Below are 20,906 nucleotides of genomic sequence, written 5' to 3'. Positions count from 1 at the left end.
TCGACCCTGTTTCGTGTCGGTACCCCGCTTGGTGCAGGGGAAGTTTCGATTCGTGAGAAGAGTCGCGAGCCGCGCTGACATTCCCCTGACACCCGCGGCCACCGATGTGTCAGCGGGTGTGAGCGGCCTACTCGCAGGCCACGCCGTCACCGTCGCGGTCGAGCGCCGAGCGGTACCCGGGCTGCCCGCGGTAGAGCGGTGCCACCCCGGCGGCCTTCGCGGCGGCGCAGTTCGAGAAGTACGCGGGGGCGGGGGCGGGCAGCGGCTGCGGCACCACGGGCTGCGGCGCGGGCACCGGGACCACCGGGGCTGCCACGACCGGCGCGGGCTTGACGTCGAGCCCGCCGCACGACGGTCCCCAGAAGCCGAGCGTCGCCTGCTTCGCGGCCGTCTGGGCGGCCTGGATCGCCGCGTCCGCCCCGGTGATCGCCCGTGCGGCGCCCTGTCCGGCGGCGAGCACGGCGTAGTCCGTGCCGTCGGCGAGCCGGAGCGTCGACGCCGCCACCTGTACCGGCTTGCCCACCAGCGTCTTCGTCGCGAAGTCGGCGGCGGACGCGGCCCAGCACTCACCGGGCTGGGCGAGTCCGGACAGCACCACCTTGACACCGTTGGACAGCGTGACCGTCCGACCATCCACAACGGACTGGACCGTGACCGGCGGTGGCGTGGTGGTGGTCGTCGTGGTGGTCGTCGTGGTCGTGGACGTGGTGGTCGTCAGGGAGGAGCCGGCCGCGAGTTCCTCGGGGGACGCGCCGCACGCGGACACCACCAGCAGGAAACCGGCAGCGATCGCTGCTTCCTTCGACAGCTGCTTGGAAACGGTCATGGCCGCCACATCGCGACCATCGCCTTTCCTTGTTACACAAGTCCATTCGACTGCGCATACAGCGCGGCCTGCGTGCGGTCGCGCAACCCGAGCCGGCCGAGGATGCGCGAGATGTGGTTCTTCACCGTGCCCTCGGACAGGTGCAGGCGCTCGGCGATCTCCTTGTTCGTGGCACCCGCCGCGACCAGCCGCAGCACCTCGGCCTCGCGCACGGTCAGCGGTTCGCGCTCGCCGCCCGACCGGTCCAGCACCGCCGCCAGCCGTGCCGCGGCGGCCGGGTCGAACTGGGCCACGCCCGCCGCGGCGAGCTTGACCGCGGCGGCCAGTTCCTGCGACGGCAGGTCCTTCAGCAGGTAGCCCGAGGCTCCGGCGCGCAACGAGCGCACCACGTAGTCCTCGTCGTCGAACGTGGTCAGCATGACGACCTTGCAGCCGGGCGCCCGCCGGCGCAGCACCGCCACCGCCTCGACCCCGTCGAGGCCCGGCATCCGCACGTCCATCAGCACCACGTCCGGCGCCAGCGCCACCGCCCGTTCGACGGCCTCGTGCCCGTCCGCCGCCGTGCCGACGACCTCGATGCCGGGCTGCAGTCCCAGCAACGACGCGATGCCCTCGCGGATCAGCCGCTGGTCGTCGACGACCAGCACGCGCGTCACGCCTGCCCCGCAACGGGAATCGTCACGGTCAGCGTCGTGCCGGCCGGCGAACTGGCGATGTCGACCCGTCCGCCCGCCAGCGCGACCCGTTCCCTCATCCCGAGCAACCCGAACCCCTCCGCCGCCGCACCCATGCCCCGTCCATCATCGGCCACGGTCAGCCGGGCGCGCTCGGCGTCGAGCTCGACCGCGACGGCGATGCGCGTGGCCCGCGCGTGCCGGCGCGCGTTCGTGATGCCCTCCTGCGCCGCGCGGTACAGCGCGTGCAGCGCACCGGTCGCGTGCTCCTCGGGCGACCCGCTGACCGTGAGCGCCACATCCCCCTGCCCCGCAACGAGTTCGTCCAGCGCGGACGGCAGGTGGAACGGCCGCAGCGAACGCACCGACTCGCGCACGTCGCCGAGCGCCCGCCGCGCGGACCGTTCGGCGTCGAGCACCGCGGCCTTCGCCGTGCCCGGCTCGCGGTCGTGGAACGCGGAGGCCTTCTCCAGCGACACCACGATCGCCGTCAGGTGGTGCCCCAGGTCGTCGTGCAGGTCCCGGGCCACCCGCGCCCGTTCCGCCGCCGCCGACAGCTCCGCGATCGTCCGGTTCGACTCCTGCAACCGGATCCGCCCGTCCCGCTCGCGCACCGCCACCGCGGCCATCGTGAGCGTCAACACCAGTCCCACGGCGAACATCACCAGGTCCGACACCTGCTCGACGTGCGCGTACCAGCCCGGCGTGCTCACCACCGCAAGCACCAGACACCCCACCGCCAGCGCGACCGCCACCCGCCACCCGAACGCGAAGAACGCCGTGAACGGCACGAGCACCAGCAACAGCCGCGCCAACCCGGATCCGTCCACATAGGCCAGTCCGACGTACAAACCAGTCCGCAACGCCAGCAGAACCGCCGCTATTGACGCCGGCGTGCGCACCGGGTACCTGCGGAACTCGGCCAGGTCCACGACCACGAGCAGCGCCAGCCCGGCCACCAGCAACGGCACGGAGGTGTCGCCGAGCCCGGACAGCGCGGCGTACACCCCCGCGACGAGCACGGCGGCGCACATCACCGGCGAGACCCAGAACGCCGGCCGCGAGGTGTACATGCCGCTCAGGCTAGTGCCGGACGAGCCGACCACACGGCCGCCGACAACCACACCAGCACCGCCGCGCACGCAACGTGCACCAGCGCCGACACCGGCGTGTCCGGCAGCACCGCGAACACGGCCAGCAGCACGAAGCTGATCCCGTACCCCCACGCCGGCACCGCGGGAAACACCCGCGCCCGCACCATCGACACCCCGAACAGCACCGAGCCGACCACGAACACCAGCGACCCGGCCTTCAACACCACCTGCGTCACCGGCGCGAGCACCCCGGGTTCGAGGAAGAAGACCACCAGGTTCAACGCGAACGCCACCCCGGTGAACACCCCGAGCCCCAGCAGGTTCGAGGCGAACGCGAACGCCCCGAACCGCCCGGACGCGTGCGCCTGGTGCCCGTGGAACGCGAGCACGGCAGGCGCACCGAACGCCGTCCCCAGCCCGATCACCGCACTGGTGACCGCCGTCTCCCCGGTGAAGGCCTCCACGGCCCCGGGAACCCCGATCGAGAGGGCGAGGACGACCCCGCACACGGCACCGAACCCCGGCAAGAACATCTTGTTGTCCGTCACGTCCCCGACGCTAGGGACGCCCCTGCCGTGCGCCGAAGTCCCGACCGGCCAGTCCTCCGGCCGGAGGTCATGCCGCCGGGGGTGCCGATCGGCACGTGCCGGCACTGCGGCGAGCCTGCCCCCAACGCCCCGGAGCTGCGCTTTCCAGGTTTCTTCAGGGTTTTCGAGTGGGCGCGGTGAGCATGCTCGGCACGAGCAGAACCGAGATGACCGTTGCGATGACTGCCGGAGGCATGGGTGATCGTCCCGCCTGTTGTTTACGTGCCATGTGATTTCCCGGCGAGCCCCGACGGGGAGCTGGCTGTCGATCTGCGTCCCACCCGGGACGGACAGGTGGCCCTGATCGTCTACACCGCGCTCGACCGGCTGGTGTCCTGCTGCGGCCCGCACCAACCCTGGGTCGTGATGCCGACCGCCGACCTCGACAAGGTCGGCGAGGTCGCACCCTACGACCTGATTCTCCTCGACATCGAGATTCCCGGAGAACTGCGCAGGGAGGCGGCGAGGTGACGGCGCACGGATATCGGGTCGACCCGTCCGAGTTGGAACGTCACTCGAGCTCGCTGCGCACGGCCGGCGCGGAGCTGGACGGCCTGGCGAGCCACGTGCCGGACGCGCCGGACGCGGGCGAGCTGAGCGTCCCCCTGGCAGACCTCCTGGCACGGCTGGTCGAGGCCACCGCCGAACTGGTGACGGGCCTCGGTGCCGCGGGCGACGAGATCGCCGAGGCGAGTGCCACCTACGTCGACGTGGACCACGCCAACCAGTCCGCTTTCCACACCGGACTTCCCTGAGAAGAAAGTGCGCATGCCCATCGAGACCCGGGTCGACGGCGACCCCGATGCCATCATGTCCGTGGCCACGTGGTTGCGGACGACGTTGTCCAACAGCATCTACAACGCCACCACACGAGTGCACGCCGCCCGCAGCGAGTCGGAGTGCGACTGGACGGGTGCCGCCGCGGACGCGTTCCGCGCGAAGATGAGCAGCGGCGGCAGGAAGGCCGACGAGCTCGCCGAGGTGGCGGACGAGGCCGGGCGGTTCTTCGAGCGGTGCGCCGACGACCTGCGCACCGTTCAGGTCCGCATGGAGCGGACTCGATCCGCCGCCAGGGCCGAAGGCCTCGACGTCGTCGGCACGCGGATCCTCGAACCGGGACCCACGCCTCCGGCAGCGGCGCTGCAGCCGGACGACGGCCTCGCCACGACGCACGACCAGGCCGCTGACGCACGACGGGTCGTCGCATACCGCCTGCTCTCGGAGGAAGCGGCCGCGACGATCGCCGCCGGCGCGCTCGCGTGCGACGTCTTGGTGAACATCGGGAGTGACCTGATCACGAAAACGGTGTTCCAGGCGGCTGATCTCGCCAACGGGCTCGTCGGGGGCTTCGCCGGTCAGCACGTCAGCGTTCTGAAGCAGAGAGCGGTACAGCTCAGGACGCAGGCCGCCGCGCACGTCGGTCACTACCTCAGGTCCGGTGGCGGCAGCACGAGTGTCGCGAAGTACAACAACGCCGCCGCCTACCGGGCCAACATGGCCGCGATGGACGCCGCCCAGCGGGCCGAGACCGGCCTGGCCCGCCGCATCGGCGCGAAGGTGCCCGTGGTCGGTCTCGTCATCACCGCGGCCGGCGTCGGCTACGACATCCACACGGGCAAGCCTCCCGGCAAGGCCGTCGTGTCCGGCGTGACGGGACTCGGCGCGTCGACCGGCCTGGGCATGGCGATCGGCGGCCCCGTGGGAGCGGCGGTCGGCTTCGTCGGCGGACTGGTGGCGGGTGGGCTCGCCGACGCCGTGTGGGACCGCCTGCCCAAGACGGTCACCACCGCGATCGACGCCGGGGTGAAAGCGGTCGGCAAGGCGGTCGCCGACGTGGCCGGTTCGATCGGCAGAGGGGCCAGGAAGATCTTCGACCTGCTCTTCTGAAGATCGTTCGGCCCCGCCCCACGCCCCTGAGTACCCAATTGATAACTATCCGTCACCAATTCGGTACGCTGACCGCGTGGATGGTGGAAGGCCGCGCTTCGCGGTGCTGGGGACCATTGAGGCACGCGCGGGTGACAAAGCGCTCGATCTGGGGCCGGCGATGCAGCGCAAGGTTCTCGCGGTGCTGATGGTGAACGCGGGGCAGGCCGTGTCGTCGAGTCAGATCGTCGAGTCGGTGTGGCACGACGCGCCACCGCACAACGCGTTGAACACGCTGTACACCTACATCGCCCGGCTGCGGAAGGTCGACGGCCTGGAGATCACGCGGCACCCGTGCGGCTACCTGCTCGACGTCGAGCCTGAATCCGTTGACCTGCAACGCTTTCGCGCGCTGTTGCGGCGAGCTCGCGACCTGCCCGACGACAGTGCCGGCGACCTGATCCGGGAGGCGCTGGGACTGTGGCGCGGGGAGCCGTTCGACGACGCCGACACGCCGTGGTTCCTCCAGCAGCGCGCGGTCCTCGCCGGTGAGAGGTTCGCCGCCCGGTTGCGGTACCTCGGGATCGCGTTGGGGCGCGGCGAGCACGGTGAGCTGGTGCCGGAACTGCTCGCGCTGGCGGACGAGCACCCGCTGGACGAGAAGGTGGCCTGGTTGCTGCTGCTCGCGCTCTACCGCGGCGGGCGGCAGGCGGAGGCGTTGCGGCACTACGAGGACCTGCGCGTGCGGCTGCGAGAGGAGCTGGGCACGGATCCGAGCCCGGAACTGCGGCTGCTGCACCGGCAGATGCTCGTCGGCGACGTGCCGACCGCCGCACCCGTCCGGCAAGCGGTGCCGTACCAGCTCCCCGCACCGCCTCCGGTGTTCGTGGGACGCACCGACATCACAGCGGCGCTGGACGGCCTGAAGAGCGGCGTGGTCGTCATCGGTGGCCCCGGAGGGGTCGGCAAGACCGCGCTCGTGCTGCGCTGGGCGCACGACAACGCGAGCCGGTTCCCGGACGGGCAGTTGCACGTGAACCTGCGCGGGTTCGACCCGTCCGCGCCGCCGGCCCGGCCCGACGTGGTGCTGCACAGCTTCCTCAGCGCCCTGGGCGTGCTGCCGGAACGCATGCCCGACGACCTGGACGCACGCAGCGCACTGTTCCGCGAGCGGGTCGCCGGGCGTCAGATGCTGGTGGTGCTGGACAACGCGCTGAACGAGGACCAGCTCCGGCCGTTGTTGCCGGGCGGGAACACCTGCCTCGTCGTGGTGACGAGCCGCAACAGGCTCACCGGGATGGCCGTGTCCGACCAGGCGTGCCAGGTCACGGTGCCGATGCTCACCGACGACGAGGCGGTCGCACTGCTGGACCAGCGCCTCGGCAGCGCACGACTCGAGGACACCGAAGCGCTGCGGGAGCTCGTCCGCCTCACCGCGGGCCTGCCACTCGCGCTCGCCGTCGTGGCGGCGCGGGCGTTGGCGCATCCCATCTTCCCGCTTCGTGCGCTGGTCAAGGAGCTACACGACGAGCACAGCCGCCTGGACGCGCTGGACGCCGGTGAACCGGCGTCGAACGTCCGCGCGGTGACGTCGTGGTCCTACCACCGGCTCTCCCCCGCCGCCGCCCGCCTGTTCCGGCTGCTCGGCGCACACCCCGGCCCGGACATCGGCCTGGCCGCGGCCGCCGCGCTGGCGGGAGCCCGACCCGTGGAGGTCCGGCGGCTGCTCGACGAGCTGACGAGGGCGCACGTCCTGGACCAGCCCACTCCCGGCAGGTTCGCCTCCCACGACCTGCTGCGGTCGTTCGCCCGGGACGAGACCACGCCAGAGGAGGCGCGGGAGGCACTCGACCGGGTGCTCGACCACTACCTGCACACGGGGTTCACCGCCGAACGCCGGCTGTCCCCGCACTGGCCGCCCATCGCCCTGGCTCCCCTGCGACACGACGTGCACCCGCTCCAGATCGAGTCCTACGACGAGGCCGTCGACTGGTTCACGGCGGAACGCGCGGCGTTGCTCGCCGCCGCCGACCTCGCGGCCCGCGGCGGCTGGGACGTCCACGCCTGGCAGTTGCCCTGGGTGTTGTCGACCTACCTCACCCGCAGCGGTCACTGGGACGATCGCGCCGCCTCCCAGTGCGCCGCGCTCGCCGCCGCCCGTCGACTGGACGACCACACGGCGCTCGCAGAGGTGTTGCTGCTGCTCGGTCGCGGCCACAGCGTCCTGGGCGACCAGGCACGGGCCGTGGACGAGCTCACCGAGGCACTCGCGTCCTTCCGCGCCATCGCGAACGGCACCGGCGAGGGGATCACGCAGTTCTCGCTCGGTCTCACCCACGCACGGCGCAACGACCCGACGACCGCGCTGGACCACGCCCAGCAAGCCCTGGCGCTCTTCCGCGGCACCGGTGATCGCGCGTGGGAGACGTTCAGCCTCACCGCGGCGGGCTGGTACCACGTCCTGCTGGGTGAGATCGACCTGGCCGCCGACATCGGCGCCGACGCACTGCGGCTGCTGGACGAAGTGGGCGATCGGGACTGCGAAGCACACACCCACCGCATGCTCGGCGTCGTCCAGCAGCAACGCGGTGATCACGCGGCGGCCGTCGTGCACCACCGGCGCGCCCGCGAACTGTTCCGCGACCTGGGCGACTCCTACAGCGAAGCCGCGACCGCGGACCAGCTCGGCGACTCCTTCCGAGCTCTCGGCGACGACCCGGCGGCCCGCGAGGCGTGGCTGCGCGCGGCGACGTTGTTCGAGGCCTTGGGACTGCCCGAGACCGACACCGTGCGATCGAAGCTGGCGGACTGATCGTCGCGGGCGTCAGCGGTGGTACTTCGACTGCAGTCGCAGGACCAGGTTCGGGTCCAGCCCGGCCGGGCGGTCCTCCTTCGGCGCAGCGTTCCCCGGTGACACCGGCGCCCTCGGTGGCTCCGGGGGCTTCCTGACCACCGCCGCGCTCACGGGTTTCACGGGCGCCGCGCGACGGCGTGCCCTGTCCTGCTCGGCACGGAGTTCCTGTGCTTGCAGCACGAGGACGTGCACCACGCGAATCAGGATCGTCAGCACGAGGAACACGATGGCGGTCCACTTCTTCGCGTCCCGTTGCGCGACGTCGCCGGCGAGCTCGGGCGCGACGCGGTCGGCGGGATCGAAGGCCAGTTCGATGTGATCACCGATGCCCGCCAGTGCTTCGGGCTTGGTCACGGTGGAGGGGCCGCCCCCACCGCACTCCAGACGGTGGTCGTAGTGCGTGCTGGTGTCGGTGCTGTAGGTGCCGTCGCCGTTGAGGTGGCGCTCGACCTCGACACGTCGGTCGACGTCGAGCACCCTGCACGACACCGTTCGTCCGTGGTCAGCCAGATACGTCATGGTCGTCGCGGTGCTCGCTGACACGACGGCGATCGCCAAGCTAAAGAACGCCGCGATACCCACTCCCAACCCGTGCACGGCCGATGACAGGAAGACGACGAGCCACACCAGCAGGAAAAGCCCTAGCACTGCGAAAAATCGCAGCACTCCATTTTCGACACCGGTCTTCACCCGCACCAAGAAAACAATCATGGCAACGGCCGCGATCGGCAGCACGACAACCATCAGCAGTGCTCCGACCAAACGAAGAGTGCGCACCAGGTTCATATCGCAACAGTGGCCGCCACCTCCCTCCGACTTCTTTCACGGACCTTGAATCCGCAGCTCAGAGCCAGAGGCCTCACCACGAGCACCTCGATAAAATTCACGTTGTAAGTTCCGCTGCCCTACAACGTGACGAAGAAGAGGGGCCATGAAGATCTGGAACAGGAACACCTTCCTGAGCACACTGTTCCTCTTCGGCGGATTTCTGCTCTTCGCCATGCTCGGTGATCTGCTCGGAGACCGGCTGGATCTCCCCATCCCGTTCTACCTCACCGCGACCGGTCTGATCCTCCTCGCCGTCGCGGGCGTGCTGTGGCCGATCTACCGGGACGTCCCGATCGACGGCCAACTGGGCAACCCGCTCTACGTGGCGCTGTTCTACGCGGGCATCGGCGCCTGGACGTGGCTCGCGACGGGACTCATGTCGATCGGGATCACGGGCTGGCTGGCATTTCCCGGCGCCCTCGTCCTCGCGGGCGCGTGCCTGCTCGTCACCGGAGGCCTGTGGCGCTCGGACACGCCCGAGGCCGTCGGACTGTGCCTGGTGATGGTCTTCGGCCTGGTCTGCTTGGTCGTCGGCGTGTTCCTGGTGTTCCCCCTCGGCTGGGGTTGGCTCGTGCTCTACCTGATCGGCGCGGTGATGACCATTCCCGCGCTCGGCGGATTGATGGCATGGCTCGACAAGCGGAGGGAGAACATCCTGTCGGCCGGAGCGTCCCGGCAGGCGCGGCGATGAACCACAGGACAGAGCCCGGTCCGCTGTTCGTTCTCGGCGGGGTGCTGCTCCTGGCCTGCGTCGGGTACGGCGTGTGGGCGCAGTTCCTCAGCTTCGACGGGCCACCGACCTGCGGCGGCGAGGAGATGCGCCCGAACGAGGTGTGCGTGGACTTCTCCGGCCGCCGCGATGCCGTCGACTACGAGGCGATGCTCAAGGCGCAGCAGGAGTCCGTCGGGATCTCGGCGCTGTGGCGTGCGGGCATTCCGGGGATGCTCGGCACCGCCGCCCTGGTCGTCGCCGTCTGGCGCCGCATCTCGTCGGAGCGGACGATGTCGACGCGGGACGCGTTCCTCACCGTGCTGGTGTTCGTCACGGTGCCGTTGCTCGTGGTCGCCGTCGTGCTGCAACTGCTCGGCGCACGGCTCGGATGGCCCTGGGCCTCTCCCGTGGGAATCCCCGGCCTGACGCAGGGTGTGCTGACCGCGATCGTGGCGGCCGCGATCACGGTGTACGTGCCGTTCGCCTGGAGCGACCAACGCCCGTCGAACGAGGCACCGGCACCACCGCGGATCCCCGAACCCGAACGACGGCAAGCAAAACCCGTGGAGCGGCTCCAGAAGGCCAAGCAGCGTCCCAAGCGCGAGTCCGAACGGAAGATCCCACGCCGGTCGCCGCAGGACCACAGCGACCCGACCAGCGACCTGTGGATCGACTGCCGAGCACAGATCAGCTCCGAGCCCGTGCCGAACGCTCGGGTGCTGCTGCACCGGATCATCGGCCTGACCGGACTGGCCGCCATGCTGGCAGCAACGGCGAGTGATGGCTGGTGGGCGTGCGGACTCGGCGCAGGCGGCCTGGCGCTGGTGTCGGCCCGCCCGGCGAGCAGGCCGCCGACCCTGAACACCGCGGTGCTCTGGGGCACAGCGGCAGCACTCGGCTTCGGCATCGCCATGACCCGACTCCTGCCCGTTCAGCCGTTGAACTGGACCTCGCTGCTCACGGCGGTCGTGCTGGGCTTCGGCTCCTACTACAAGATGCTGAGCGTCAGCTACGCCGCGGAGTCGCCCAGGCTCAGCCACATCTGGTGGCACCTGTCCAGCGTGCTCCTCGTGCCCACGGCGGTCCTGCTGGCACTCAACGCGTCGATCAGCGGCACAGCCGAGTCCGTGGTCGCCCAGGTCGCCGTGGGAGGCGCACTGCTCGTGGCCTTCCCGTTCCGCGAGAACTTCCCGCCGCAGTGGCAGACTTTCCGTCGCGCGTTGCTGTGCCTGTTCTTCACGGCAGGCGCGGTGATCGCAGCACTCGGTGCCACCCCGACGAGCTGGATCCTCGGTGGCGTCGTGGGACTGGCGGCTGCGGCGAGCGCGGTGTCACGCCCCAAGACGAAGGCCGCCGCACCGGCGACCCAGGTCCAAGACACCCCATGATGCCCGGACGCGACGCCTCAGGAGCATTGCGGCACAACCGATCCCGCCACCCCTCACACCGCCGTTCCCCGCTCCAGAACAGCACCGCAAGGCAATCAGCAGATCACCCCCGGACAGCAAAAAACCCGCCTGACCAGCGAGATTCGCTAGATCAGACGGGTTCTTCTTCAAGTGGAGCTGAGGGGACTCGAACCCCTGACCCTCACACTGCCAGTCAAATCCACAAAGGACCCTGACCAGCGAAAACCCAGTTCTCCCAGGATATCCAGCGCCGTTACTTGCCGTTCAGCGCAGTTGCGTGCCACTCGGCGACGTTCAACTCCTTGCCGTGCTCCAGTTTTGCTCCACCACGTTCAGTGTGAAACCGCCGCGCGCAAAGGCCGAAGTTTGAGACTCACAAGCCTGGTTTGCTTCAGATGGTTGTCAACTCTCATCGTTCGGACGCCGTCGTCCCACACGCTTGACGACTCGCCGAACTGGACCTGCGTGGTTGGCAGGTGAACCTGATGGCGTGGCTGGCGTAACGCCCAGAACCTGTGATGCGAAGGTCAACCATGCCGCCGCATCAACGCCGTTGAGGTCGCCGGTCCACATGAGCGAACCGTTCGGTCCGCCGCCGTCGTCGTGCGGAAGGATGCCGTTTTCCTCGTACCAAGCCTTTTTGAGCTCCCACTTCCGGGCATAGTCGGGGAGGTCGAGCATGCCCGCGTGTTCCCAGTAGATCATGCGGCCATCGTTGGCAGAGATCGTAAAGTCAGGTAGGACAACGCGACCGTCAGCGCCCGTGAAGGGTTCCTCGTACAGCCACTGGCCTGGAGCCAGTTGATCGAGGAGGCCGGCGATGATGACCTCGTTCTTCGACGCCATCGGAATGCCGTTCGCCGACACATGCAGAAGCTTACGGTCGAAGCGACATGCTGTGCCCCGGATCTGAAGCGACACAGGGTTTGGCGCGTCGAACAGATCCGTGAGTCGTCGGGCCGTCTCCGACCGCCAAGGCTGCGCAAGCTCCCGTAGGTCGGCGAGGCTCCCCTCATGCAGGATGACGACCTTGTCCTTCTGCCTGGTGAGAGCGGTGTACATGAGTTCCCGAGAGACGTTCGCCGCAGCGGGGAGGACTAGGAAGGTCGTACCGAACTCGGATCCCTGGGACTTGTGAACCGTGACCGCCCATGCGAGCTCCAGCAGCGAGTCCTCAGAGTCTGTCGGCCAGTAGGAGTACCGGAATCCGAGTTGGGAAGAGAACTCCACCTCGAGGCGCAACTTGTACTTCGGCGCCTTGCTCGCTGGAGTCACGAAGCCGATCGCGACGCCGATCTCACCGTTCGCGACATAGTTCATCGCGTCCTGTTTCGGCCATGCCTTCAGACGCCTGTTGGTGGTCTGCATGACCTTGTCGCCGCGGACGATCAGCTCGGGTCCGATCGGCTTCGGGATGTTGCCACGCCGGTTGTCTCGCTGTGCCCACGAGGTGTCACCTGCACGGTACGTCCGCTTGAGGTGTCGGTTGAGCTCGATCGTGCCGAATGCGCGAGACCGGGTCGGTGAGAGGACCTGCCAGTCTTCGGCGCGTTCCCCCGCGCCGACCTCCCAGTTGAGATACGAACCGTTGATGGTGCCGCCGTACGTGAGCGCGAAGGCTCGCGCGGGGTCCGGATCGCCATCGAGGTCCAGGTTGTGTTTCAGCTCGTCGGTCAACGCCTCGACGGCAGTTCGATCGCCCCAAGGCACGTAACGCACGGTCGGAAGGTCAGCGTCGGCGGCCAGCTCCGCCCAGATTGCCTCGTCGCCGGCACCTCGCGTGTTGTCGCCGAACCAGGCTGCCAGCTCGAGGTCATGTCGTGTGCCGTGGCTTCCATCGGCGAGCTGCCGCCTGGGCACCTGGAGTTCGACGTAGCCCGGCGCGACCCGAACCCAACTCGGAAACCCATCAGGACGCAGCTTGTTGACCAGATCGACGAAGGGGCGGCCCGCTCCGATCGGCGGTAGCTGACGGGGATCTCCCACAAGGATGAGTCGCTTGGCTCCTGAGAGAGAGTCGAGGGTTGCGGCCAGCATCTCCTCGGTGAGCATAGATGCTTCGTCGATGACGACCAGGCCGTAGTTGTGTCGTGGTTGCTGGTCACCCCACACGAGGTACCGACCGGTCTCCCCGTCGTATCGGCGGGTGGCACTGAGGTATGAAGCCAAGGTCTTCGCGGGCAACCTGACCTTTGTTTCGAGCTGGACCTTGGCCTTGCCGGTAGGAGCAAGGAGCAGGACGCTGCCCACAGCGACGCCGGGATACTCGACCAGGGCACGTAGCAAGGTGGTCTTGCCGGTTCCCGCTGGACCGATGAGCACCGAGAGCGGAGCGTCGTGAAGGGCCGAGAGGCCCTCAGCCTTCTCGTCGCGCGCCCGGTCTTCAAGTTCGTCGAGCGTTCCCGTGACGTCCTGATTTCGATCGAGCGCGTTGTCCAGCACCTGCCTGGCGTCTGTGACCACGCCCAGGCTGCTTCGACTCTTCTGGGTCTTGATCCAGTTTCGGATAACGGAGGAGGTGTCCTCGTAGCGGCTCAGCTTGTACGCAGGGGTGCCCTCTACAAGCAAAACGCTGGTCAGAGGTGACCAGTCTTCCCACTTGCTGATGCCGTCGTGGTCCAAATCAAGGCCAGTCAGGATCGTGTTGGTCAGATTGGGCGGCTGGGCGAGCGAAATGTCATTCGCCAGCGCGATGACCTCGCCGCCCGGCACGACGGTGTCGCCTTGCCATCCCTGCCGTTCGAGAACGTCTGCCAGCAAGGCCTCGATCCGACGCCTGTCGAGGTGTCCTTCCAACTCCACCATGTCAGGTAGCGGTGGCTTCCACGTCACATACGCCGGGGGAAAGATGGCGCGATCAACGGTGGTGAATGGCACATGGTCCGGTTGGCCGTAGGTGCACGTCGACGCAAAGTACGGGTTGTCCAGGAGATCCTCGGCCGCCGTCTCGACCTCGGTGTCGCCATCGAGCAGCATCTTCACCTGGGCTGGGGATATATCGAAACCTGAGAGCAGGCGAAGCACAGCCTGGCGTTCAGACGAGACCTTCTTCCACACTCTGGCTTGCAGAGCTTGGATGTGCGGTCGTATCGGCGCCGGCGCTCCCGATGGGTCAGCGAAGACCGTCTCAAGGAGATCCCAAGGGTCGGTGTCGTCACCCGACTCAGCCATCACCGCTCGTGCCGCCAAGAATGGCTGCTGGACACCGATCACTTTCAGGACCCCCGGCAGGCCGGGGACAGGGCCGCGAAGTTGCCAGAGTCGTTCGATCTGGTCCTGCAGCCACTCTCGTCCAGCTTCAGGGATGTCGATCTCCAGGTCACGCATACCCTCCGCGGCGGACTGGAGCGAGCTCAGCGCTTCGATGGCGGCGTCGTCGGAGAGGTGCTCCGTAACATAGGAGAACTCGACGTTGCGTCCCTCAGGAGCCCACGCGAGCGCGGAGTCGACATCAACGCCGCCGTCCATCAATGGGATGAGCTGCTGGTATGGCAGCAGGATGCCTTCGGCCATGTCGGCGCGGAGGGAATGCTCGACGATCGTTTCCCACATGGATGAACTGAACGGCGGGTTTCCTGACTGGTTCCACATCGGCGGTGGAGTGAGCCGGGTGATCCGGGCAGCACCAACCAGTAGTCGATCGGCGCGTTGCTCCTGAAGGGGCGAGTGCTTCAAGTAGGCGAAGACCAATGAGTCATCCGCGACAACGGGCTCAAAAAAGGCGTCGAGGATGGCGCGTTGGTTAAGCCCGTCCATCGTCCATGGAGGGGTGTAGTTCAGGGCCGCATCGGCGGCGTCCTCCGCGCTCTGATTGAACAATGGAACCCGGTCGTGACCGACCTCCTGGGCGAACGACTCGCGGTTCATCCAACGGAAGGGAACCGCTTCGAAGGCGTATCCCGGAAGCGTGATGTGCGTATCGTGGATCTTGCCTCGCAGCGCGTGGTTGTGGCGATATGGGTGCTGCTTGACAACGGTGTAACCCAACGGGGACATGAACGTCGCGCGCTCACTCAGACAAGGCAACCGATCCTGGTCCAGACTGTCGATTCCGACACCGGCGTTGACCGCCTCGAACGAGTCGTCGCGCTTCTTGCCAATCGCGGCGAGCAACGTGCACGACGAGTTGCCCAACGGGTCATCGCAGACGAACTGGTCCCACGGACGGTCACGCCAAGGAACCCTCATCGACAAATGCTGAATACCGGCCACGCCAAGGTTCTACCATCATGCACCGACTTCTCGCCGTCTCCAGCCAACACGTCGTCCAGACGGTGGAGTCCTAGCGCCTCGACGAGGAGGCCTGCACTCCCACGCCATCAGCCACAGAGCTCAAAACGACGGCGATGGCATCGGCGGAGTTGCGGGCAAGTTCTCGACCGAGATCGTGCGCGGTCCGCAACGTTCTCGTGAACTCCGCCAGTCTGCGGAACGCCGAGCCGTACGTTTCCTGCAGCTCAACCGGCAAAAGGAGAATCCGGACCCGACGCGGCTCGATGCGATTGCTGGTCCCAGAAGAACTGGTCACAGACATGGCTTGACGCCCACCGTCAGTGCTGGACAGGTAGCCGGCCAGGTACCAGGGATTCAGGATGTCGCTGTTCGTGCGTATGAGGTGGATACCGACATCAAGGTACGTCCCCGCATCGTCCTCTGTAGCAACCCGCGCGATGGGCGTCTTCACGAACATCGGCACAAGAACATCACCTTGCCGGATTGGTGGGTTCTCAAGGACGTCATCGGGCACGGGTCCGGTTTGCGACGGCCCGCGACCGAGGGAAATGTCGCGGGAGGTGAGGTAACGGGCAGATCCTGATCCCACACCAGTGGTACGTGGAGTGGTTGACAGCGGACGACGCAGCATCACAACACCTGACTTCGCCAACTCGTTCAACGTCACGGTCCGCATGCCTGGCGAGTCCGGGGCAGGAATATCCGGCATTGGCGGAACCGCCTGCTTCACGACGCGCAGCGCGTCCTCGAAGGCCATGCGTGCCGAGTTCAGTGCTGTGGCCGACGTGTCATGACGCACTGGCAACGGCAGGTGGCGCCGCGGAGTGAGATCCGTTTCCTCGTCCAGAAGCGTCATGACCGAGATCGCCCTGGCGACTCCTGGCCGTTCGGCGAACCCGTGCGGCGCCGACGTGAAGTCCGACCAAAGTTCAGTGACCAATGCACGGATCTGCTCACCTTGTTCGCTCACCCGCATGACTTCACCTGTGTCGACGAGCAACACCTCGTCACGCATCGGCGCGCCTGCGACCGGGCGCTCCAGCACCCAGATCTGCAGAGAGAGGGCATAGTGAGCGGCAAATCCAGTCGGCAGCGAGATGACGGCTCTGAGCGCACCACGCCGCAACAGCTCGGCCCGAATACGTCGCCCAGAGCTACGGAACGCCACACCCGGCGGAAGCAGTAGGACAACCGGCTTGCCAGGAGCGACGTAGGACAACGCTCGTTGCACCCAGGCGAGCTCGGACTCCATGCGCGACGGGAAGCCATACTCCCAATCCGCACCGTCTTCGAGCTCCTCGTATCCCCAGGTCCGCGCCGCGAAGGGCGGGTGCCCGACAACGGCCGCAGCTCGCCCCCGCGGAAAACCTGGGTGCAGCAAGGAGTTCTGCGCACGGATGTCGAATGCGACCGAAGGCTTGACCGAGTCCGTGTTGCGGAGCGCCAAGCGAAGTGCGGCAACAAGAGCGATCGCCGGGTTCACATCCTGCCCCTGCACCCGGCGACAACCGCGGTCAGCCGCGGAAAGCAGGAACGTTCCGCTACCACACGCCGGATCCACCACGGTGCCCGAAACGTCTCCCGCCAAGGTGATCATGAGATCAGCGAGTTCAGGAGGGGTGGCGGCGAAGCCGGTTCGAGCCCCTTGTCCGAGAAAGCGGTCACAGAGCTGGTTGAAGGCAGCTGCGGCACCGTCCGCCACCGCCGTGCCGGCGGCGGCCGCGAGCAGGCTGAGCTGTCGCGCCCCCAGGTCATACTGAAGCGAGAGGAGTAGCTCCCCCAAGCCACCCACGTCGCCCCCCGGTGCCTGGACGAAGGTGTGCTTCGCCCGCTCCATGACGCGGGTGAAGCCTGCCTTGTCGCCGGGAACCTCCTTGGCGGGGTCCTGGCGCAGCTGAAACAGCAGAAGTCCCGTCAGTGCGAGGGCGGCTTCACTCGACATGACTTCACGCGCGGACTCAAACGCCTGCCACAACTTCTCAGCGGCGGCGACCTGACCAGCCTTGCCCTCCTTCGCCAGCCACGCCTCGACCTCGGCGAGGTCGAACCGCGGACTGCGATCAGTACCACCGACCGGCTTCGGGAAGTCACCGTGCCGCTTGCGCCAGTTGCTGACAGCAGTCGGCTTCACGTCGGCGATACGGGCGATGTCCGCGGCAGCCACCTCCACCCGTCCGGCTGTCATGCCACACCTCACATCTCGTCATCTACGTGTGGAAACACCAGATAGATCATACCGCGCCCTGCCGTGAAATCCACGGTAACAGCATGCTGCGGCACTGCATCACAGACGTTGGTTGGCAGTATTCACAGCCACACCTGATACAGTTCACACACTCCTCCAGTAGAAGGAGTCACCGAACAAGACCGGGAGAGTCCCGTGACCGACCCCTGGCGGATGCCGACAGGCCCGAACGACACCCCTCGACCGCCGCGCGTCAGCACCCCGGCGCCGACACGGTCGGGCCGGAAGGCCGATCGGGTGATGACCCGTTGGGGTCGTAACGCAGGTCCGGATGGACCCGACGAGACAACCAAGTTCAGTCAGACCGCGGAACGGAGGCGCTGACCATGCCGAACGACGACCCGTTCGACCTGCATTGGGGCGCCCTTCGCCCGTACATCTCCGTCGTGATCCTGGAATGCACGTCGGATGATCCAGCCGCCGCGTTCCGCACACTTGCCAAGTTCCTGCAACGTCCAGGAAGGAAGCAGGACGGCCGGGACTCCGCCATCGTCGCGCTCGGCGACTTCGACGACGGGCACACCGGACTTCCCGGCGGCAGCCGCACACTTGAGGAGATCGGGCTCGATCAACTCGGTGGCTTCGTGCGGCAGCAACGCATCAGGCCTCCCTGGTCGAAAGCGGATCTCGAGTTCACAGACGTCAAGAACGACCTCACCGTCTCCCTTCGGCGAAGCCGCCTCCTCGCGGTGCACACCGACGGTCCGACTCAGCGGCGTCTGCTCAAGTGGATCGACAAGCAGCCACGGCCCCCACTGCGCCGCGTCACCGCCACCGTGCTGGAGGGCGCCCTTCTCCAGGGAGAGACCAAAGGGCTCTGGCTGCGCGGCACCCACCGCCGCAGGACCACAAAACCCGACACCAAAACCTCGAGCGGCATCCGGCTGCAAGACACACTTGATCCTTTTCAGGACGCGTCGTTCGCACTCGGTTCGGCGCGCTCCGAGCTCGCAGACGACCCCGAACGACTCGTTCTACGCGGCATCGTCGGCACCACTCCACGCAGTTCTTTGGTGTGGTTCAAGGCATCCGTCGACTTCGTGATGTTCACGACCGCGGTCGTCGAACTGCTGGTCATGATCGAGAAGGCCCTGCTCGAGGAAAGTCCGCCGACGACGGCTCTGTCGATGTTCGCCCGCGGGGTGCACGACCTGTCCGAGGTGTACGGAGCGTTCGAGGTGACCGCGGACCACCCTGATCATCTCTCCTCCGCGGCCGACGACGAACTTCTCGTCGCCGCCGAGTTGCTGGATGGAGCAATCACGGGGGTCACCGGCAGGGACGATTCGCCGAACCTGATCCTTGAAGTCGGGATCGACGGCGCCACGTGCGGCGAGTTGAACGTCAGTCCACGTCCTCGTCCTGGCGGATTCAGGCTGGAGATCGGCCTGCGAGGCGAACCTACCTACGCCCAGCCCGTACAGAACTTCCTCGACGCCGCGGGCGACGGCAACCTTCTCACCGTCTACTACGCGTCTGGACATACCTTCACCGACGGCCAGATGTGGACCTCCCGGATCGGCACGGTGCCGTTCCCCAACTGGAAGTTCCGGGACTTCGCCGGATACGACATCACGCAGGAGAAGCCGGCGAAGAAATCGGCACAGGACATTCACGCGGCGACAGGTGGCGCCGGCGACCGATCGCTCTTCGGATGGGTCGCCCACAACTACACCGACGGTTGGCTCATCTGTGACGACGGGGCAGGCGAGGCCGCGGACTTCCTGCACATCGCGAACGACGGAACGCTGAGCGTCATCCACGTCAAGGGCGCGAAGAGCAGCACCCCCAAGCGCGGCATTGCCGTCGGCGCGTATCAGGAAGTCGCAAGCCAGGCAGCCAAGAACCTCGTGTTCAACGACATCGAGGCGCTGCATGCGCACCTGTCAGCGAGCCCGCTGGCCGAACCCGCATGCTGGAGCAGCGGCAAGAGGACATCTGACCGCTCCGAGTTCCTCGACATGCTCGACGCCCGCAGCGTGAAAAACGACATGCGCGTCGTGATCGTTCAGCCACACGTCAGCGAACCAACTCACGACCGCCTCAGAACCGCGCCGTCGGGGCAGCCTCAGAGCGGCGATCTACTGCGCCTCAACCTGCTGGACACGCTCCTCAACTCGGCCCGCCTGGCGATCGCGGGCGCCGGTGGCGACCTGATCGTCATCGGCAGCACGAAATAGCCGCCACGTGAGGGAACGATCAGTTTCCAATGGACGGTCGCGGCGTGCCTGGTACCTGGGTGATGTACCCGTTCCGGGCACGCCGCAGCCAGCCCGGCTCGGTCAGGGCACGACGCAACCTCCACGTCCACGCTCTGCCGGTTTGATAGCGGTCGCAGATCGCTGTCAACGACGGCATCACCAGGTCGGTGCCCTGATCCCGGATCGCGTCCAACACAACAGCAACGATCTCATCCAAATAGGACTGACGGTCCGGCGCATCGACGTGTGGGGGCCGCCTCTGCGGCTGGGGCAGTCGCAGCTCGGCCAGTCCGTCAACACGCCACGTCGGCGACACTGTCAGGTGCCACATTCCCGCTTCGCAGCAATGAACACCCCGCACGGCCAAGTCCGCGTCGCCGAACGCGAGCTGCCGCAGGCGGTGCAACTCACCCGTGGCATGCCTCTTGTATTCCCAGCCGAGCACGCCACATAGCCCACACAACGTCGCGCGGGCATGTCCACTACGCCGCAACGAGAACCTACCGCTCGCAGGTTCGCTGCTGCCAGCAGAGCGGGCTGGCGCAGTACCGCCAGCCGGTCGGCGGCGGCGGCGCAGTCTCCGGGACCGGGATGGCGGCCGCGCCACAGGCAGCGAACACGACCACCAGCGGCGGCACATCCTCGCCCTGTGGCACGCAGACCGCGAGCGAGTCGTAGTCGAGGGTGTGGACGATCCGCTGGAAGTAGCCCGCGGCGATCTGATCGACGTACCAGACGAGCCCGTGCTTGTGTCGGATCGGCAACGTCACGAGGTCCGCCGCGGATGCTTGATCTTCGCGCGCAACGTGACGGCCTCCGAGCCGCCGTTGCCGTCCGCCTGCGTGCCATGCAGATCATGGCCGTGCTCCAGTTCCGCGCCGACCAGTTCGTACTCGTCTGCGCACTACTACGACACCCCGACCGCAATTGAACAGTGCGGGACAATCATGGGGCATATGCACGGAGTGGCACTCGGTGCAGACGAATCCCGGCGGCTCATTGGCGCCATCGTCACCAGGTTGGAGCATGAAACATGATCAATAACTGGCGCAAGCCTTCCCGCAGCGAGGGGAACGGCATGTGCGTCGAGCTCGGGTACGACGCCACGTCATCCGGCGTGCGCGACAGCAAGAACGCGGCAGGCCCCGCGCTGCTGTTCCGAGGCCAGGCCGCGATCCTGGCCCTCGTCGACGCAGTGAGGACCGACAAGATCACTTCGGAACGCTGAACCCGCGAGCGCCGTGGCCCGGCCGTAGGTGGTGGCCGGGCCACGGCAATCCAGACGACGTCCTCCGCCGACCGGGCACCCGTCTCCGACATATCAGCACGAATTCGGATCCCACCAACCAACGCGCGGGCAATTAGCCCGACCGCTCG

Annotated in this window: 17 protein-coding genes; 8 read left to right on the top strand and 9 right to left on the bottom strand. The window is 67.3% G+C overall.

What is annotated here, in order from left to right:
* Nucleotides 1-127: 127 nt before the first annotated feature.
* The 4 genes from ABZX02_RS15425 to ABZX02_RS15410 are packed head-to-tail and all read right to left on the bottom strand — an operon-like array spanning nt 128 to nt 3,142.
* The gene (locus tag ABZX02_RS15425; protein WP_355298557.1) at nt 128-826 is read right to left on the bottom strand and encodes an excalibur calcium-binding domain-containing protein; all 699 of its coding nucleotides are present in this window, start codon (nt 824-826) and stop codon (nt 128-130) included.
* A 32-nt stretch (nt 827-858) separates the two neighbouring features.
* Nucleotides 859-1,482: a response regulator transcription factor gene (locus ABZX02_RS15420; RefSeq protein ID WP_355298556.1), complete on the bottom strand. Its 624-nt coding sequence runs from the start codon at nt 1,480-1,482 to the stop codon at nt 859-861.
* Nucleotides 1,479-2,573 carry a sensor histidine kinase gene (locus ABZX02_RS15415; protein WP_355298552.1) on the bottom strand — a complete coding sequence of 365 codons (1,095 nt, stop codon included), beginning with the start codon at nt 2,571-2,573 and terminating at the stop codon, nt 1,479-1,481. The genes ABZX02_RS15420 and ABZX02_RS15415 overlap by 4 nt, the downstream gene beginning before the upstream one ends.
* 5 nt (nt 2,574-2,578) lie before the next feature.
* Nucleotides 2,579-3,142, bottom strand: a complete 564-nt coding sequence (locus ABZX02_RS15410) for a hypothetical protein (protein ID WP_355298550.1) — start codon at nt 3,140-3,142, stop codon at nt 2,579-2,581.
* Nucleotides 3,143-3,379: 237 nt separating this feature from the next.
* Between ABZX02_RS15410 and ABZX02_RS15405 the strand changes: the two genes are divergently transcribed.
* The 4 genes from ABZX02_RS15405 (at nt 3,380) to ABZX02_RS15390 (ending at nt 7,859) form a co-directional block, all read left to right on the top strand.
* Complete coding sequence (locus ABZX02_RS15405) at nt 3,380-3,652, top strand: SAV_915 family protein (protein ID WP_355298548.1); 273 nt, start codon at nt 3,380-3,382, stop codon at nt 3,650-3,652.
* Nucleotides 3,649-3,936: a hypothetical protein gene (locus ABZX02_RS15400; protein ID WP_355298547.1), complete on the top strand. Its 288-nt coding sequence runs from the start codon at nt 3,649-3,651 to the stop codon at nt 3,934-3,936. The genes ABZX02_RS15405 and ABZX02_RS15400 overlap by 4 nt, the downstream gene beginning before the upstream one ends.
* 13 nt (nt 3,937-3,949) lie before the next feature.
* Nucleotides 3,950-5,068, top strand: coding sequence for a hypothetical protein (locus ABZX02_RS15395; protein ID WP_355298545.1), 1,119 nt, complete (start codon nt 3,950-3,952; stop codon nt 5,066-5,068).
* A 76-nt stretch (nt 5,069-5,144) separates the two neighbouring features.
* Nucleotides 5,145-7,859 carry a BTAD domain-containing putative transcriptional regulator gene (locus ABZX02_RS15390; RefSeq protein ID WP_355298543.1) on the top strand — a complete coding sequence of 905 codons (2,715 nt, stop codon included), beginning with the start codon at nt 5,145-5,147 and terminating at the stop codon, nt 7,857-7,859.
* A gap of 12 nt (nt 7,860-7,871) precedes the next feature.
* Here the strand turns inward: ABZX02_RS15390 and ABZX02_RS15385 are convergent, their stop codons facing one another.
* On the bottom strand, nt 7,872-8,687 hold the full coding sequence (locus ABZX02_RS15385) for a hypothetical protein (protein WP_355298541.1): 816 nt from the start codon (nt 8,685-8,687) through the stop codon (nt 7,872-7,874).
* Nucleotides 8,688-8,832: 145 nt separating this feature from the next.
* On the opposite strand from ABZX02_RS15385, the gene ABZX02_RS15380 reads away from it, so the two are divergent.
* Together ABZX02_RS15380 and ABZX02_RS15375 are read left to right on the top strand one after the other, a co-directional pair.
* On the top strand, nt 8,833-9,420 hold the full coding sequence (locus ABZX02_RS15380) for a hypothetical protein (protein ID WP_355298540.1): 588 nt from the start codon (nt 8,833-8,835) through the stop codon (nt 9,418-9,420).
* Nucleotides 9,417-10,829: a hypothetical protein gene (locus tag ABZX02_RS15375; protein ID WP_355298538.1), complete on the top strand. Its 1,413-nt coding sequence runs from the start codon at nt 9,417-9,419 to the stop codon at nt 10,827-10,829. The genes ABZX02_RS15380 and ABZX02_RS15375 overlap by 4 nt, the downstream gene beginning before the upstream one ends.
* 423 nt (nt 10,830-11,252) lie before the next feature.
* On the opposite strand, the gene ABZX02_RS15370 is transcribed toward ABZX02_RS15375, so the two are convergent.
* Entirely contained in the window at nt 11,253-15,038 is a 3,786-nt protein-coding gene (locus tag ABZX02_RS15370) for an AAA family ATPase (protein WP_355298536.1), read from the bottom strand.
* A 94-nt stretch (nt 15,039-15,132) separates the two neighbouring features.
* Nucleotides 15,133-17,268, bottom strand: coding sequence for an N-6 DNA methylase (locus tag ABZX02_RS15365; protein WP_355298534.1), 2,136 nt, complete (start codon nt 17,266-17,268; stop codon nt 15,133-15,135).
* A gap of 386 nt (nt 17,269-17,654) precedes the next feature.
* Between ABZX02_RS15365 and ABZX02_RS15360 the strand changes: the two genes are divergently transcribed.
* A complete protein-coding gene (locus ABZX02_RS15360; RefSeq protein WP_355298532.1) occupies nt 17,655-19,508 on the top strand; it encodes a hypothetical protein in 1,854 nt (617 codons plus the stop codon).
* Nucleotides 19,509-19,527: 19 nt separating this feature from the next.
* Here ABZX02_RS15360 and ABZX02_RS15355 read toward each other — a convergent pair whose 3' ends face one another.
* Together ABZX02_RS15355 and ABZX02_RS15350 are read right to left on the bottom strand one after the other, a co-directional pair.
* Nucleotides 19,528-19,974: a hypothetical protein gene (locus ABZX02_RS15355; RefSeq protein ID WP_355298530.1), complete on the bottom strand. Its 447-nt coding sequence runs from the start codon at nt 19,972-19,974 to the stop codon at nt 19,528-19,530.
* A 55-nt stretch (nt 19,975-20,029) separates the two neighbouring features.
* On the bottom strand, nt 20,030-20,299 hold the full coding sequence (locus ABZX02_RS15350) for a hypothetical protein (RefSeq protein ID WP_355298528.1): 270 nt from the start codon (nt 20,297-20,299) through the stop codon (nt 20,030-20,032).
* A 263-nt stretch (nt 20,300-20,562) separates the two neighbouring features.
* Here ABZX02_RS15350 and ABZX02_RS15345 point away from each other — a divergent pair, with 263 nt between their 5' ends.
* Nucleotides 20,563-20,757 (top strand): DUF397 domain-containing protein, encoded by a 195-nt coding sequence (locus ABZX02_RS15345; protein ID WP_355298527.1) that lies wholly within the window; start codon nt 20,563-20,565, stop codon nt 20,755-20,757.
* Nucleotides 20,758-20,906: the final 149 nt, after the last annotated feature.

This window comes from Lentzea sp. NPDC003310 (assembly GCF_040610935.1).
GTDB lineage: Bacteria > Actinomycetota > Actinomycetes > Mycobacteriales > Pseudonocardiaceae > Lentzea.
Note: the sequence above shows the minus strand (reverse complement) of the source record. Positions and strands in the feature narration are given on the sequence as shown.